At 71.1% G+C, this 14143-nt stretch carries 11 protein-coding genes; 6 read left to right on the plus strand and 5 right to left on the minus strand.

The genetic code is table 11. The features are described 5' to 3' along the window. On the minus strand, positions 1–1751 hold a 1751-nt coding region (locus ABWK99_RS06200), incomplete at its 3' end, for a ferrous iron transporter B (RefSeq protein ID WP_372593832.1). Continuing rightward, the gene (locus ABWK99_RS06205) at positions 1748–2035 is read right to left on the minus strand and encodes a ferrous iron transport protein A (protein ID WP_372593833.1); all 288 of its coding nucleotides are present in this window, start codon (positions 2033–2035) and stop codon (positions 1748–1750) included. The genes ABWK99_RS06200 and ABWK99_RS06205, both read right to left, overlap by 4 nt. 151 nt (positions 2036–2186) lie before the next feature. Here ABWK99_RS06205 and ABWK99_RS06210 point away from each other — a divergent pair, with 151 nt between their 5' ends. The 5 genes from ABWK99_RS06210 to ABWK99_RS06230 are packed head-to-tail and all read left to right on the plus strand — an operon-like array spanning position 2187 to position 7398. Next, on the plus strand, positions 2187–3200 hold the full coding sequence (locus tag ABWK99_RS06210; RefSeq protein WP_372593834.1) for a phosphodiester glycosidase family protein: 1014 nt from the start codon (positions 2187–2189) through the stop codon (positions 3198–3200). Between the two features lie 4 nt (positions 3201–3204). Further along, complete coding sequence (locus ABWK99_RS06215) at positions 3205–4293, plus strand: glycosyltransferase (protein WP_372593835.1); 1089 nt, start codon at positions 3205–3207, stop codon at positions 4291–4293. Between the two features lie 42 nt (positions 4294–4335). Beyond that, the gene (locus ABWK99_RS06220) at positions 4336–4929 is read left to right on the plus strand and encodes a DUF4956 domain-containing protein (protein WP_372593836.1); all 594 of its coding nucleotides are present in this window, start codon (positions 4336–4338) and stop codon (positions 4927–4929) included. Further along, positions 4926–5741: a polyphosphate polymerase domain-containing protein gene (locus ABWK99_RS06225; protein WP_372593837.1), complete on the plus strand. Its 816-nt coding sequence runs from the start codon at positions 4926–4928 to the stop codon at positions 5739–5741. The genes ABWK99_RS06220 and ABWK99_RS06225 overlap by 4 nt, the downstream gene beginning before the upstream one ends. Before the next feature lie 31 nt (positions 5742–5772). Then, complete coding sequence (locus ABWK99_RS06230) at positions 5773–7398, plus strand: carbohydrate-binding domain-containing protein (RefSeq protein ID WP_372593838.1); 1626 nt, start codon at positions 5773–5775, stop codon at positions 7396–7398. A gap of 89 nt (positions 7399–7487) precedes the next feature. Here the strand turns inward: ABWK99_RS06230 and ABWK99_RS06235 are convergent, their stop codons facing one another. Then, positions 7488–10934: a hypothetical protein gene (locus tag ABWK99_RS06235; RefSeq protein ID WP_372593839.1), complete on the minus strand. Its 3447-nt coding sequence runs from the start codon at positions 10932–10934 to the stop codon at positions 7488–7490. A gap of 258 nt (positions 10935–11192) precedes the next feature. Here ABWK99_RS06235 and ABWK99_RS06240 point away from each other — a divergent pair, with 258 nt between their 5' ends. Then, on the plus strand, positions 11193–12248 hold the full coding sequence (locus ABWK99_RS06240) for a LacI family DNA-binding transcriptional regulator (protein ID WP_372593840.1): 1056 nt from the start codon (positions 11193–11195) through the stop codon (positions 12246–12248). A gap of 84 nt (positions 12249–12332) precedes the next feature. Here the strand turns inward: ABWK99_RS06240 and ABWK99_RS06245 are convergent, their stop codons facing one another. After that, the gene (locus ABWK99_RS06245; RefSeq protein ID WP_372593841.1) at positions 12333–13262 is read right to left on the minus strand and encodes a carbohydrate ABC transporter permease; all 930 of its coding nucleotides are present in this window, start codon (positions 13260–13262) and stop codon (positions 12333–12335) included. Continuing rightward, on the minus strand, positions 13262–14143 hold an 882-nt coding region (locus ABWK99_RS06250), incomplete at its 5' end, for a carbohydrate ABC transporter permease (RefSeq protein ID WP_372593842.1). The genes ABWK99_RS06250 and ABWK99_RS06245, both read right to left, overlap by 1 nt.

Here is a 14143-nt window from a genome sequence, read left to right on the forward strand (position 1 = left end):
GTCGGCGCCGTGAACACCGGCTCCCCCGCCCGCTCGCCGTCGGTGAAGGTCATCGTGCGGAGGACGTCCTGCGGGTTCTCCGGGTCCTGGGCAGCGGCGACCTGCCCCAGGGTGGAGACGAAGACCTCACGGGCCGCCATCGCGCTGACGAGGCCGATGTTGATCCGCCAGTCGAAGCCGAGCGGGTCGAAGACGGGCTCGACCGCCTTGCCCACCGTGGCCGCATAGCTGTGGTCCAGCGTGTACGCCGAGGCCTCCGCGGGGGCCATCCCCTCGGTCTCGGCACTGCGGTCGGGGAAGGTCAGCAGGGCCCAGAGCACGAGGTTCGCGAGCAGGATGATCGTGCCGACCTTGCGCAGGAAGACCCGGACCGGAGCCCAGACGGACTGCACGACGCTGCGCGCCGTCGGCACCCGGAACGGCGGGAGCTCGAGGTAGAAGGGCAGCCCGCCGCGGCGCAGCACGGTCGCCCGCAGCACCGAGGCGACGACCATCGCCGAGACGCCACCCAGGACGTACAGGGCGAAGAGCGCGAGACCTTGGAGGCCGAAGGGGCCCCAGCGCGCGTCGGCGGGCACCAGCAACCCGGTGAGCAGGAGGTACACGGGCAGCCGTGCCGAGCAGGGCATGAGGGGCGCGGCCAGCATCGTCGCGAGCCGGTCGCGGGAGGAGGGCATCGTCCGGGTGGACATGATGCCGGGCACGGCGCAGGCGATCGAGGACAGCATGGAGACGAAGGCCCGCCCGTCCAGCCCGCTGACCGCCATGATCCGGTCCATGAGGACCGCAGCCCTCGCCAGGTACCCGACGCTCTCCAGCAAGGACAGCAGGGTGAACAGCAGGATGATCTGCGGCAGGAAGACGAGCACCCCGCCGATCCCGCCGATCAGCCCGGTGCTCACCAGGTCGGCGAGCAGCGGGATCGGGATGCTCGCCGCGGCCAGCCCCCCGAGCCATCCGAAGAAGGTCTCGACGTAGCCCTGGAGCGGGGCGGCGAGGCTGAAGATCGCCTGGAAGAACGCCACCATCACCGCGGCGAAGGTCACCAGACCCCACACGGGGTGCAGCAGCACGTTGTCGATCGAGCGGCTCGCGGACGGCGGCCCGGGCGGCCGGTAGCCGACCCTGTCGACCACCGAGGCGATCCAGCCGTCGAGCTCGGCGCGATCGTCCACCGGAGGCGGAAGGACGGGCGCCTCCCAGCTCGTCCAGTCGAGCAGTCCGCGGCGCAGCTCGGGGATCCCCCGGCCGCGGTGCCCGACGACCGGGAAGACCGGGACGCCGAGGGAGGTCGCGAGCGCCGCGGCGTCGAGGTGGCCGCGGCGGACGTCGAGCTCGTCGGTCATCGTGAGCACGACGGCGCAGGGACGTCCCGTCGCGAGCGACTGCGCCACCAGGGAGAGCGAACGGCGCAGCGTGGTGGCGTCGACGACGACGAGCAGCGCATCGGGCGCCGGCGTCCCCGGGAGCCGTCCTTCGAGGTGGTCGAGGACCACGTGCTCGTCCGGGCTCACCGGTGTCAGCCCGTAGGTACCCGGCAGGTCGACGAGGGCGATGGTCCGGTGGCCGTCGGCGACCGTCCCCGCGGAGTGGGTGACGGTGACACCGGGGTAGTTGGCCGTGCGCACCCGGAGGCCGGTCAGTCGGTTGAAGACGCTCGACTTGCCGGCGTTGGGTGCACCGACGAGAGCGACGACCGCGTCGGCCGCGACCGGTGCCGCGCTGCGACCACCGCCGTGGTCGTGACTCACGCCGGGAGCTCGACCCGGATGTAGTCGGTCAGGGCCTTGCGCAAGCAGAGGTCCGCATCGCCGACGCGGTAGACGGTGGGGCTGCCGAACGGTGCCCGGCGCAGGCACTCGATGGGCGCGTCGGCGCAGAAGCCGAGCTCGCACAGGCGCTGCATCACCGGAAGGGGGCACCCGGCGTCGATGCCGACGACCCGCGCGCCGTCGCCGCGACGCAGCGAGGTCAGCGTCGTGGTGCGCGGGGTCGTCGTGCCCGACGAGCCCTCGAGCGCCGTGGCCGTCATCATGTCTCCGTCCGCAGGTCCGTACCTGGCTCCACTGTAGGTGAGCCTTACCTTAGTGCGCTCGGGCCGATGGTCCCACTCGCGCCCGCGCACGCTCAGGCGGCGCACAGCGGCAGCACACGCTCGTTCCATGCTCGCTGCGTAGACACGGTCCATGAGCAGAGCCATCCGCCCCCGCCGCCGGATCCGGCGCGCCGTCGTCGCCACCGCCCTCACCGTCGTCCTCGCCGGAGGGAGCGCGACGGCGTGGGCCCTCGACCGATTCGTCGTGGAGCACGTGGAGATCGCGGACGTCGACGCGTACGTCGCTGCCCAGAGCGCGACGTCCACCACGACGAGCGACGAGGGGGCGTCCGACACGGGAGACGACGCGGACGCGACCGCCTCTGCCGGCGTCCTCACCGACACCACGTACACCTCTCAGGACGCGAGCATCACGGTGAGCACCGTCACGACCGGCTCCGGCGACGACACGGTGACCTACTACGTCGCGGACCTGCTCCTCTCCGACGCGACGGTGCTCCGCTCGGCCTTCGCGGACAACTCCTTCGGGACGAACATCATCGAGACCACCTCGGAGATCGGCGCGGCGAACGACGCCGTCTTCGCCGTCAACGGTGACTACTACGGGTTCCGTGACACCGGGATCGTCATCCGCAACGGCGTGGTGTTCCGCGACGAGGGAGCCCGGGAGGGCCTGGCCTTCTACCGGGACGGGCACGTGGAGGTCTACGACGAGACGAGCACCACGGCGCAGGACCTGGTCGACGCCGGGGTGTGGAACACGTTGTCCTTCGGGCCCGCACTGCTCGAGGACGGCGAGATCCTCGACGGGATCGACGAGGTCGAGGTCGACACCAACATCGGCAACCACTCGATCCAGGGCGAGCAGCCGCGCACCGCGATCGGCGTGATCGACGACAACCACCTCGTGGTCGTCGTGGTCGACGGCCGGAGCCCCGGGTACAGCGCAGGCGTGACCATGACCGGCCTTGCCGAGATCATGCAGGACCTGGGTGCGCAGACCGCCTACAACCTCGACGGCGGCGGGTCCTCGACGATGGTCTTCGGCGGCGAGCTGGTCAACGACCCGCTCGGCAAGGGCACCGAGCGCGGGACCTCCGACATCCTCTACATCGGCGGCCTGAGCTCCGCCGTCGAGGAGTGATCCGATGATCACCCTGATCCCGGCCTACGAGCCGGACGAGCGACTCGTGAGCCTGGTGCGCGCCGTGCGCGCCGCCCGTCCGGACCTGCCGCTGGTGGTCGTGGACGACGGGAGCGGACCGGCCCACCGCGAGGTCTTCGACGCGGCCGAGCGCGCGGGGGCGGTCGTGCTCACCCACCCCGCGAACCTCGGCAAGGGCCGGGCGCTGCGCACGGGCTTCGACCACGTGCTGCGCACCTACCCGGGCCAGGGGGTCGTCTGCGCCGACTGCGACGGGCAGCACACCGTCGATGACATCCTCGCCGTGGCGGACCGCGCGGAGCAGACCGGCGCGGACATGGTCCTCGGGGCCCGGCAGTTCACCGGACAGGTGCCCCTGCGCAGCCGGTTCGGGAACACCGCGACGCGCTGGGCGTTCCGCGCCGCGACCGGGGTGTCCGTCCAGGACACCCAGACCGGGCTGCGCGCCTACCCGGCGACGACCCTGCCCTGGCTGCTGACGATCCCCGGGGACAGGTTCGAGTACGAGCTCGTGGCTCTGCTGCGCGCGGCCCAGGAGGGCATGACGCTCGACGAGCTGCCGATCGCGACGGTCTACCTCGACGAGAACTCCTCCTCGCACTTCCGCCCCGTCGTGGACTCCGCGCGGATCTATGGACCCCTGCTGAAGTTCAGCGCCTCCTCGTTGATCGCCTTCGCGGTGGACGCCGCGGCCCTGCTGGCGTTCATGGCGTTGACCGGGAACCTCCTGGGGTCCGTCGTGGCAGCACGTGCGGTGAGCTCCACCGTGAACTTCCTGGTCAACCGGCACTGGGTCTTCCGCCGCCGCCAGCGCGCGACGCTCCTGCACCAGGCCGCGCGCTACTGGGTGCTGGTCGCCGTGCTCGGCGCGGCCGGCTACGGCTCCCTGTGGGCCCTGACGACGATCGGCGTGCCCCTGCTGGCGGCGAAGGTCGCCACCGACGCCGCGCTGTTCGTCCTCGGGTTCCAGGTCCAGCGCAGCTCGGTCTTCACCGGCCGACGCGACTCCCTGAGCGATGCACACAGCAACCTCAGGCGGCCCACAGCATCCTCTCAGGCGCGATCGGCCTAATGGTCATCACACGTTGACCGCCCCTTCCTCTTGGAGCACACCATGAATGCCTACGTTCTCTTCGCCGCAGACCTGGTCGCGATCAGCGTCCTCACTCTCGGCTTCTACCTCCCGAGGCACCGACGCCGCGACCTCGTGGTGGCGTTCCTCGGGGTGAACGTCGGCGTCCTGGCGGTTGCCGGGGTCCTGGCGCAGGTCGAGGTGGGGGCAGGACTCGGGCTCGGGCTCTTCGGCGTGCTGTCGATCATCCGGCTGCGGTCAACCGAGCTCGAGCAGCACGAGGTCGCGTACTACTTCGCAGCGCTGGCCCTCGGCCTCCTCGGCGGGCTGGGCGACTCCTCGATCCTGCTGAGCGTCGGCCTCATGACACTGATCGTCACGGTCATCGCGATCGCCGACGCCCCCGGCTTCCTGGCCGGCTACCGCGAGCAGACGGTCGTCGTCGACCGGGCGATCACCGACGAGGCCGCCCTGGTCGCCCACCTGGAGGGAATGCTCGGGGCCCGCGTCCACCACGCGGCCGTCAGCCGTCTCGACCTGGTCAACGACACCACCACCGTGCACGTCCGGTTCGACGCCGCAGCCTCCCGCAGCACCGCAGCAGCCGCCACCCTGGAGAACGGAGCAGTGCGATGACCACGCTGACCCCCACCCTGCACGGCACCGACGAGCTCTCCGCAGGGATCGCCCGCTTCGCACCGCTGAGCCTGGACGAGCTCAACGACAGCGCGGCCCTGCAGACGCGGATCGACCGCAAGTACCTCGTGTCCCTCGACCGGCTCGACGACGTCCTGGCGGCGATGGACCCCGGGACACGCGTCCTGGAGATCGACGGCGAGCGCGCCTTCGCCTACGCGTCGGTCTACTTCGACACCCCGGGCCTGAGCAGCTACCTCGGCGCCGCACGCCGGCGTCGGGACCGCTTCAAGGTCCGTACCCGCAGCTACCTCGACACGGGGTCCTGCTGGGTCGAGGTCAAGACCCGCGGTCCGCGCGGAGCGACGATCAAGACCCGCCAGGAGCACGCGACCGACCGCCCCGACTCCCTTCCCGCCCCGGCCTGGCAGTTCGCCTCCGGCGCCCTGGGCGGGCACCGGGTGGCCGAGCTCGACGGACCGCTCGCCCCGACCCTGGTCAGCACCTACCGCCGCACGACCTTGCACGTGCCCGGTCAGCACGGCGGGCCGGCGAGCCGGACGACGATCGACACCGACCTCGTGTGGACCGACCCCCGCACCGACGCCGAGCACCCGCTGCGCGGACTGGCGATCGTCGAGACGAAGACCGGCTCCGCCGCCTCCCCCACCGACCGCCTCCTGTGGCGTCACGGGATCCGGCCGGTCCGGATCTCCAAGTACGGCACCGGCATGGCCGTCCTGCACCCCGAGCTGCCGGCCCAGCCCTGGCGCCGAGTCCTCGACCGGCACGTCGCCCCTCGCGCGGCCTGACCCACCCCCACCCCCACGTAAGGACCGTCCCATGCGACGCACCACCGCGCGCCTCCTGATCCCCGCAGCGCTCCTCGCCGGCCTGCTGACCGCCTGCTCCACCGGCACGACCTCCACCTCCGCCTCCACGGAGACGACGGAGGAGACGAGCGTCGTGACGACCACGAGCGTGGAGACCTCGAGCGAGATCTCCGCAGGCGTCGCAGAGGTCCTCGCCGCGAACACGGCGTGGCACACGAGCGAGGTCAGCGCTGACGTCGAGGCCGGCACGAGCATCACGCTCGACGGGTCGAGCGCGAGCATCGACGGGGACGGCGCGGAGGTCGACGGCAGCACGGTCACCATCAGCGAGGCCGGCACGTACGCGATCACCGGCACGCTGACCGACGGCTCGGTCGTCGTGGACAGCAGCGGCGACGGCACCGTCGTCCTGGTCCTGGACGGCGCCGACCTCAGCAGCTCGACCACCTCGCCCCTGCAGGTGACCGATGCCGAGGACGTCGTGGTCGTGCTCGCCGAGGGCTCGACGAACCACCTGTCCGACGCGAGCACCTACCCCGACGCCGAGACCGACGAGCCGAACGCGGCCCTCTACTCGACGGCCGACCTCACCCTCACCGGCACGGGCAGCCTGGTGGTCGAGGGGAACGCGAACGACGGCATCACGAGCAAGGACGGCCTGGTCATCGAGTCGGGGACCATCACCGTCACTGCCGTCGACGACGGCATCCGCGGCAAGGACGACCTGGTCCTGCTCGGCGGGACGATCGACGTCACCGCCGGTGGCGACGCCCTGAAGTCGGACAACGAGGAGGACGCCACCCTCGGCTACGTCTACCTCGACGCCGCGGAGGTCTCCGTGACCGCCGGCGACGACGGGGTCACGGCCCAGACCGACGTGCTCGTCGCCGGTGGCAGCCTGACGGTCGCCGCCCAGGACGACGGCGTGAAGGGCGAGGCCGTCGTGGTCATCGGCGGCGGGACCGTCGACGTCACCCAGGCGACCGAGGGTCTGGAGGCCGAGCACATCACGATCGCCGGCGGGGCGACGTCCCTCGTGACGAGCGACGACGGCGTGAACGCCTCGTCCTCGGACGACACGACCTCGACGGGCGAGTCCGCCGACCCGGACCTGCTCGTGACGATCAGCGGCGGCACGCTGACGATCGACGCGGGTGGCGACGGGCTCGACTCGAACGGCTCGCTGACGATGACCGGCGGCACCGTCGTGGTGGCCGGGCCGACCCAGGACAACAACGGGTCGATCGACGTCAACGGCACCTTCGACATCAGCGGCGGGGAGCTCATCGCCGTCGGCTCGTCGGGGATGGCCGCGACGCCGTCGGCCGACTCGGCGCAGTCCTTCGTCGCCCTCACGCTCGGCTCCACCCAGCAGGCCGGGACTGTCGTGCACGTGGTCGACGCCGACGGAACCGTGCTCGCCTCGTTCACGTCGAGCAAGAGCTACGCCTCCGTCGTGTACTCCTCCGCCGACGTGGTCGCGGGAGCGACCTACACGGCGATGGTCGGCGGGACGGCGGGCAGCGACGACCTCGGCGGGCTGAGCCACGGCGGATCGGCCAGTGGAGCGAGCAGCGTCGCGACCGGCACCGCCGGCGTGGAGAGCTCCGGCATGGGCGGCGGCCGCGGCCGCTGACCGCAGCGGCGTCCGCGCCGACGACGATGCCCCGGTCCGTGAGGACCGGGGCATCGTCGCGTTCGGGCAGGGCGCACGGGCCCTGCCGATCAGCCCGTCGGCAGGGTCACCCGGATCGCGCGGACGGCACCGGTGCGGCGGAAGACCTCCGCACTGATCTCCTCGGGGAGAGCGGGGCCGTCGACGACGGCACTGCTGCCGTCGGCCAGGTCGAGAGTGATCCCGAGCTCGCCGCCGCGACGGTAGAGGACCGGCACCTGGCAGAAGGTGAAGGCCAGGCTCCCGGCCGGCATCTCGAGGACCTGCTCCTTCCCGGCGACGTCCACGTACCGGAAGACCCCCGGCACCGTCGTCCACTCCGAGTCGCGGAGGAGCACCGGACGCACGACGACGCGACCGGCCTCGACGCGGAGGCCGAGCTCCCCGAGCCGGGTGAGGATCTCCTCCTTGACCTGGCCCGTCATACCGGGCTGGCGTGCCCCGCGGCCCGCGGGGGTGTGCGAGTAGGGGTCGATCGGGAAGGCGCCGTAGACCTCAGGCGACTTGCAGTAACCCAGTCCCTGCCGCACGTCCTCGTACACCGCCCGCAGTCCGTCCACGACGCCGGCGGGCTCGCCGTCGGCGACGGCACGCTCGAGGATCTCCTGCACGGCCAGCAGCAGCTTGGACACCATGTGCCAGTAGATGCTGCCCAGGCCCTCGTAGGCGAAGAACGACCCGGACCTGCCGGTGAACTCGGCATGGTGGAAGACGTCCTCGAAGACACCGAGCAGCGCGGCACGGTCCTCCGGCCCGACGACGACTCCCCCGCCGTCCGGCCGGGCAGCGAGCGCGTCGAGAGCCGCGACGACGTCCCGCGCGTTGCGCAGCCCCGCCGCGAAGCGGTGCACACCCGTCACGTCCCGCAGGACGATCGAACGGTCGCCTGCGGAGACGAGGGCGTCGATCACCGGGCACGTCGCCACCTGCTCGGGCGTCACGCGGTTCTTCTCCAGGAGGCCGGGAAGCTCCCGGTCCGGGTACAGCTGGTAGCTGTGCTGGTCCTCGCGGTAGAGCGCGCTGTGGCGCAGGGCGGTCAGGAGGTCGAGGCTCTCGGTCGCGCTGAGCAGCCCGGAGGAGAGCACGGCCACCTGTCCCTCGAGCATCACCTGGAGCCGGCGGATCCCCAGACCCTCGTCCTCGATCCGCAGCACGTTGTAGGCGTGGACGAGCCCGTCGGGCCGCAGGTTCGCGCGCAGCCCCGAGTCGACGTACTGCTCGACCACGTCGAGGAAGGACTGCACCCGTCCGGCGCCGACCGGGACGGTCCGCCCGGTGATCCCCGCGTAGACCCGCGCGCGGTAGGCGGTCCCCGCCGCGCCGAGCCCGTCGACGACGGTGCGTCGGTCGCGGTCGTCGAAGCCCTCGCGGGTCCCCGGGAGGTGGCCCGTGAGCACCGCGTCGACCTCGGTCAGCAACGACTCGGCCTCGACACCGAGGACGACGTCGGTGTCCAGGAGGCCCCGCACGAGGTCGACGTAGCGCCGCAGGTAGGCGAGCGTCACCACGGACAGCCCGGTGCCGACCAGGGCGTTGTTCGCGTCGTTCCACTCGGGGCGCTGGGTGTTCATCCAGATCCCGCCCTCGGGGACGAGGTTGACCACCTTCGCCAGCAGCAGGACGAGGAGCTTCTCGGCGAGGGTGACGTGGATCAGCTCACCGTCGGGGCCGTGGACGAGCCGTCCGTCGGCTCCCTCCTGCGCGACGCGGTCCGCGACCGACCGGGCAGCGACCTCGTCGAAGGTGATCGTCGAACGCGGGTCCTCGAGGGTCTCGGCGTAGGAGGCGATCCGGTACGGGACGTCCGCGTGCGTGAACACCGCACGGTCGACCCACCGACGCAGGGTGCCCGGGTGGAAGCGCTCGGAGGTCTCCAGCAGCTTGAGGAGGTAGACGATCTGGTGGTCGCTCCAGTAGCCGATGTTGGCCCACGGGTTCTCGGGCTCGGGGACCTCCCAGTCGATCCCCGACCGCGAGATGCGGTACGGGTTGTACCCGTCGGCCGTCGTCGCGTCGAGGAAGACGGCGACCATCGACTCGACGTACTCCGGGAAGGACCAGGCGAGCGCCTCCCAGTTCTGGAAGATGTCGCGCCAGTTGCCCTGGAAGCCGAGGAGCGGCGCGCCGTGCTCGTCCTCCAGGGAGATCTGGAACTTGTTCCACGGCCGGCTCGGGTCGCCGTGCCGCCGACTGAACGTCAGGGGGAGGTACTCGGTCAGCAGCCGCCAGAGGTCGTCGTCCCCCGCGGCCTCTGCGCGCTCCACGAGTGCGGAGTGCCCGATCTGCTCCGGGAGCGCGGCGAGGAGCGCGGCACACCGCTCGGCCGTCCGGGGGCTGCGCAGCCGGACGAAGTCACGCAGGTCGGCGGAGTCGATCGTGTACCCGCCGGAGGGCACTCCCCCGCGCATCGCGTTGAAGAGCACGTTCGCCCCGTGGTGGGCGGCCGCCAGCTCGTCCCCCGTGGTCTGGGCGGCGTCGGTCGAGGCGAGCAGCACCTCGAGCCCGCGGCGGGTGGCCTCGACGTCGGCCAGGAGCCGCTCCTCGAGAGCGACGGGATCGGCGAGCTCGGCGCCGATCGCGACGACGTCCGCTGCGGACAGCGCGACATCGGCCACCACTCGCCACTCCCGACGCTCGCCGGGCGCGAGGGAGAACTGGCTCGCGGCGAGGTAGGCACCGCGGCGGCCGCGCACGTCGAGCTCGGTGTGCAGCGCCCCGCCGGCGCCGAAGGTCTCTCGCTGTTCGCTGGACAGCAGGTGCACCTCGACCGGGAGGCCGACCTGCCAGGCGACCGAGGCGGAGAGCGACTCGCTCGCCTCGGCGAGGTCGGTCAGGCTCGAGCTCATCGCGTAGGTGCCCAGTCCCGTGGCCGGGTCGAGCTCGGAGCGCTTGTAGGCGTCGAGCAGGACGCTGAGCTCGTTCTGGGTCTGCGCCGTCGCGCCCGCCGGCAGGAGGTTCTGCAGGCCGTCGAGCACCTCGACCTGCACGGGGTGCTGGGCGAGGGAGGTCACCTGGCAGGTGCGCACGAGACCGTAGCGACGGCTGGTCTGCCAGACGACCCGCACGCACAGCCCGAGGTCCCGTCGCGACTCCTCGAAGACGATCGTCGTCCCCAGGACGTCCTTGTACAGGTTGCGCTCGGGGACGACGTCCCCCGGGCGCACCCGGTCGAACGGTCGCCACCAGACCGGCGTCCCGTCGCCCGCCTGCACCCGGAGCTCGGTCAGCCCGCCGGTGTGCTCGGCGCCGTCGGCGACCTTGTCCTCGGTGTAGTACGGGAAGATCGCACGATCCGCGTCGCAGCGGCCCGCCGTCAGCCCCCCGGTGCTGGACAGGAAGACCCACAGGTCGCTCGCGCCGACCATCGTCATGAGGAAGGGCGGCATCGCGTCGTATCCCGCGATCCGGTAGTACCGCCGGACGTCGAGTCCGAGCGCGGAGCCGTCGATGACGGCGTGACCGAGCACTCGGTCCGTCTGGGCTGTCGGCGCGGTCATGCGCTCCTCCTTGAGTCGACCAACACGTCGTGATTACCTAGAGAGCGCTCCCTCGCGAGTCCCGCCCCAAGGACGGGACTGGGCAAGGGATGTCGTTCCGATGAGAGAGCGCTCTCTCATCATGGCACGCTCGTGCCCTCGGGGCAACGTCCTCCCGGTCCGCCACGCGGCGGGCCGAGGGGTGGACCGTCGAGTCTCACGAGCGCCCTAGCATGGCTCACGAGCAGGGCGGCAGGGCCGCCCGGAGAGGTCTGCCCCATGCCGCCGTCGGTCCGTACGAAGCGCCCGAGCCTCGAGGAGGTCGCCGCGCTGGCCGGGGTCTCCCGAGCCACCGTCTCCCGGGTCGTCAACGGCGCGCCGACCGTCGACGCGGAGATGAAGGAGCGCGTGGACCGAGCCGTCCGTGAGCTCGGCTACCAGCCCAACCTCAGCGCGAGGGCCCTGGTGCGCAACCGCACGGACACCCTCGCCCTCGTCGTCTCGGAGCCCGACTTCCGCGTCTTCGGCGACCCGTTCTTCAGCGGGATCATCCGGGGCGTCACCTCGGAGGCCGGGGCGGCAGGTCTACAGGTCGTGATCCTGCTGGCCCAGAACGACGAGGACCACCAGCGCATCGAGCGCTACGTGCGCTCGGGCGCCGCCGACGGGTTCCTGCTGATCTCCGAGCACGCGGCCCTGGATCCGCTCCCCCGCACCGTCGTCGACGCCGGGCTCCCGCTCGTGATCGGCGGGCGTCCGCACGACACGAGCCTCGACGTGCTCTTCGTGGACAACGACAACGTGCACGGCGGAAGGCTGGCAGCGGAGCGCCTGCGCGAGATCGGCTGTCGGCGGATCGGCACCGTCGCCGGCCCGAAGGACATGACCGCCGGCACCGACCGGCTCGAGGGCTTCCGGTCGGCGCTCGGCGACCGCTTCGATCCCGCCCTCGTCGAGCACGGGCAGTTCACCCGGGAGAGCGGCGAGGCCGCTGCTGCGCGGCTGCTCGAGAGAGCGCCCGACCTCGACGGACTGTTCGCGGCATCGGACCTCATGGCGCTCGGAGCGATCACCGCGTTGCGGCGCGCCGGCCGACGCGTCCCCGAGGACGTCGCCGTCGTCGGTTTCGACGACAACGAGGTCGCCGCGTCCGCGGACCCCCCGCTCACGACGATCCGCCAGCAGACAGTGGTCCAGGGCCGCGCGATGGTGCGGCTGCTCCTCGCGCATGCCCGTCCCGACCTGCAGCTGGCCCCCAGCGACGCGATCCCGGCCGCCGAGGGGCTGACCCGGTTGGTGCTCCCGGTCGAGCTCGTGGTGCGCGAGTCGGCCTGAGCCCGGCCCCTGCGACGCAGCAGGGTGGGTGGGGCACCTGGCCCCACCCACCCTGTGCGATGACGTCCGTCGCCGTGTGGTGGTTCAGCCCTTGACGGCTCCCTGCATGATGCCGGAGACGAGCTGGCGGCCGGCGAAGACGAACAGGACGATCAGGGGGACGGTTGCTGCGACGACGCCGGCCATGATCAGGGAGTAGTCCTTGAAGAAGGATGCCTGCAGGAGCTGGACGGCGACGGGCAGGGTGGGGTTGGACGAGCCGAGGACGATGAACGGCCAGAAGAAGTTCGTCCAGGACGCGACGAAGGTGAACAGGCCGAGCATGGTCGCTGCGGGCCGGGCGGCGGGCAGTGCGACGTACCAGAAGGCCTTGAACAGGGAGCAGCCGTCGATGCGGGCTGCCTCGACGAGCTCGTAGGGCAGGGCGCTCTCCAGGTACTGGGTCATCCAGAACACCCCGAACGCGGTGACCATGCCCGGGATGATGACGGCCTGGAGCTGGCCGACCCAGCCGAGCTGGGACATCAGGATGAACAGCGGCACGACGCCGAGCTGGGTGGGCACGGCCATCGTCGCGATGACGAAGATCAGCAGCGGCCCGCGGCCCCGGAAGCGGAGCTTGGAGAAGGAGAACCCGGCCAGGGTGGAGAACAGCACGACCGAGAACGCGGTGATCGTGGCGACCAGCAGGGAGTTGGCGAACGCTTCCCAGAACTGGATGTCGGCGTCCAGCACCCGGGTGAGGTTGTTCCACAGCTGCCCGCCGGGCATCAGGGACGGGATCGGGTTCTGCGCGATGATCGGCGCGGTGGACGAGGCGAGCAGGAACGCGAAGTAGATCGGGTAGGCCGAGATCGCCAGCACCAGTCCGAGGATGGTGTAGGTGATCCAGCCCGGACGTCGCTCGGCGCCGAAGCCCGAGCGGGAGCGCTTGCGGGCGGCGGAGCGGGCAGCTCCGCGACCGGCGGACTGCGCGATGGAGGCCACCGAGGCCTGTCGCTTGAGGTCGGACATCAGCGCTTGCCTCCCGTCGGTCCCGATGCGGCGATCCGCCGCGTGATCGAGAAGTTGATGACACCGATCACCACGATGATCAGGAAGAGGATCCAGGCGACCGCCGAGGCCCGCCCGAAGCTCTTCTGCGCACCCCAGCCGAGCTCGTACAGGTACATCGTCAAGGTCATCCACTGCCGGTCCGCGCCGCCCTGACCGAGCTGGTCGAACAGTCGCGGCTCGTCGAAGATCTGCAGGCCACCGATGGTCGAGGTGATGATCACGAAGATCACCGTCGGGCGCAGCATCGGGATCGTGATGGAGAAGAACGTCTTGACCCGCCCGGCTCCGTCGATGATCGCGGCCTCGTACAGGTCACGCGGAACGGCCTGCATCGCGGCGAGGAAGATCAGCGTGTTGTACCCGGTCCACCGGAAGTTGACCATCGAGGCGATCGCCACATGGCTGGACAGCACGTCCGCGTGCCACCGGATCGGCTCGACCCCGACCGTGCCGAGGATCTCGTTGATCATCCCGGACTGGTCGGCGAAGATCTTGGAGAAGATCAGCGAGACCGCGACCGGCGCGACCACGTAGGGCAGCAGCACACCCATCCGCCAGAACGTCTTGGCCCGGATGTTCTGGTCCAGGATCGCCGCGATCGCGATCGCCATGATCACCTGCGGGACCGAGGACAGCAAGAAGATGCTGAACGTGTTGCGCAACGCCGTGTAGAACCGCGGCTGCTGCAGGACGTCGACGAAGTTCCGGAACCCGACGTAGTCCCCCTGCCCCGAGATCAACCCCCACTCGTGGACCGAGACGAACGCCGTGTACCCCAACGGGAACAACCCGACGATCAAGAACAAGATGAAGAACGGCGAGATGAACAGGTACGGCGA

This window comes from Actinotalea sp. (assembly GCF_041597215.1).
Lineage (GTDB): Bacteria > Actinomycetota > Actinomycetes > Actinomycetales > Cellulomonadaceae > Actinotalea.

Excerpts from the sequence above, each read along its gene's own strand:
- ABWK99_RS06205 (WP_372593833.1), bottom strand. The coding sequence starts at position 2,035 with ATGATGACGGCCACGGCGCTCGAGGGCTCGTCGGGCACGACGACCCCG.
- ABWK99_RS06210 (WP_372593834.1), top strand. The coding sequence starts at position 2,187 with ATGAGCAGAGCCATCCGCCCCCGCCGCCGGATCCGGCGCGCCGTCGTC.
- ABWK99_RS06215 (WP_372593835.1), top strand. The coding sequence starts at position 3,205 with ATGATCACCCTGATCCCGGCCTACGAGCCGGACGAGCGACTCGTGAGC.
- ABWK99_RS06220 (WP_372593836.1), top strand. The coding sequence starts at position 4,336 with ATGAATGCCTACGTTCTCTTCGCCGCAGACCTGGTCGCGATCAGCGTC.
- ABWK99_RS06225 (WP_372593837.1), top strand. The coding sequence starts at position 4,926 with ATGACCACGCTGACCCCCACCCTGCACGGCACCGACGAGCTCTCCGCA.
- ABWK99_RS06230 (WP_372593838.1), top strand. The coding sequence starts at position 5,773 with ATGCGACGCACCACCGCGCGCCTCCTGATCCCCGCAGCGCTCCTCGCC.
- ABWK99_RS06235 (WP_372593839.1), bottom strand. The coding sequence starts at position 10,934 with ATGACCGCGCCGACAGCCCAGACGGACCGAGTGCTCGGTCACGCCGTC.
- ABWK99_RS06240 (WP_372593840.1), top strand. The coding sequence starts at position 11,193 with ATGCCGCCGTCGGTCCGTACGAAGCGCCCGAGCCTCGAGGAGGTCGCC.
- ABWK99_RS06245 (WP_372593841.1), bottom strand. The coding sequence starts at position 13,262 with ATGTCCGACCTCAAGCGACAGGCCTCGGTGGCCTCCATCGCGCAGTCC.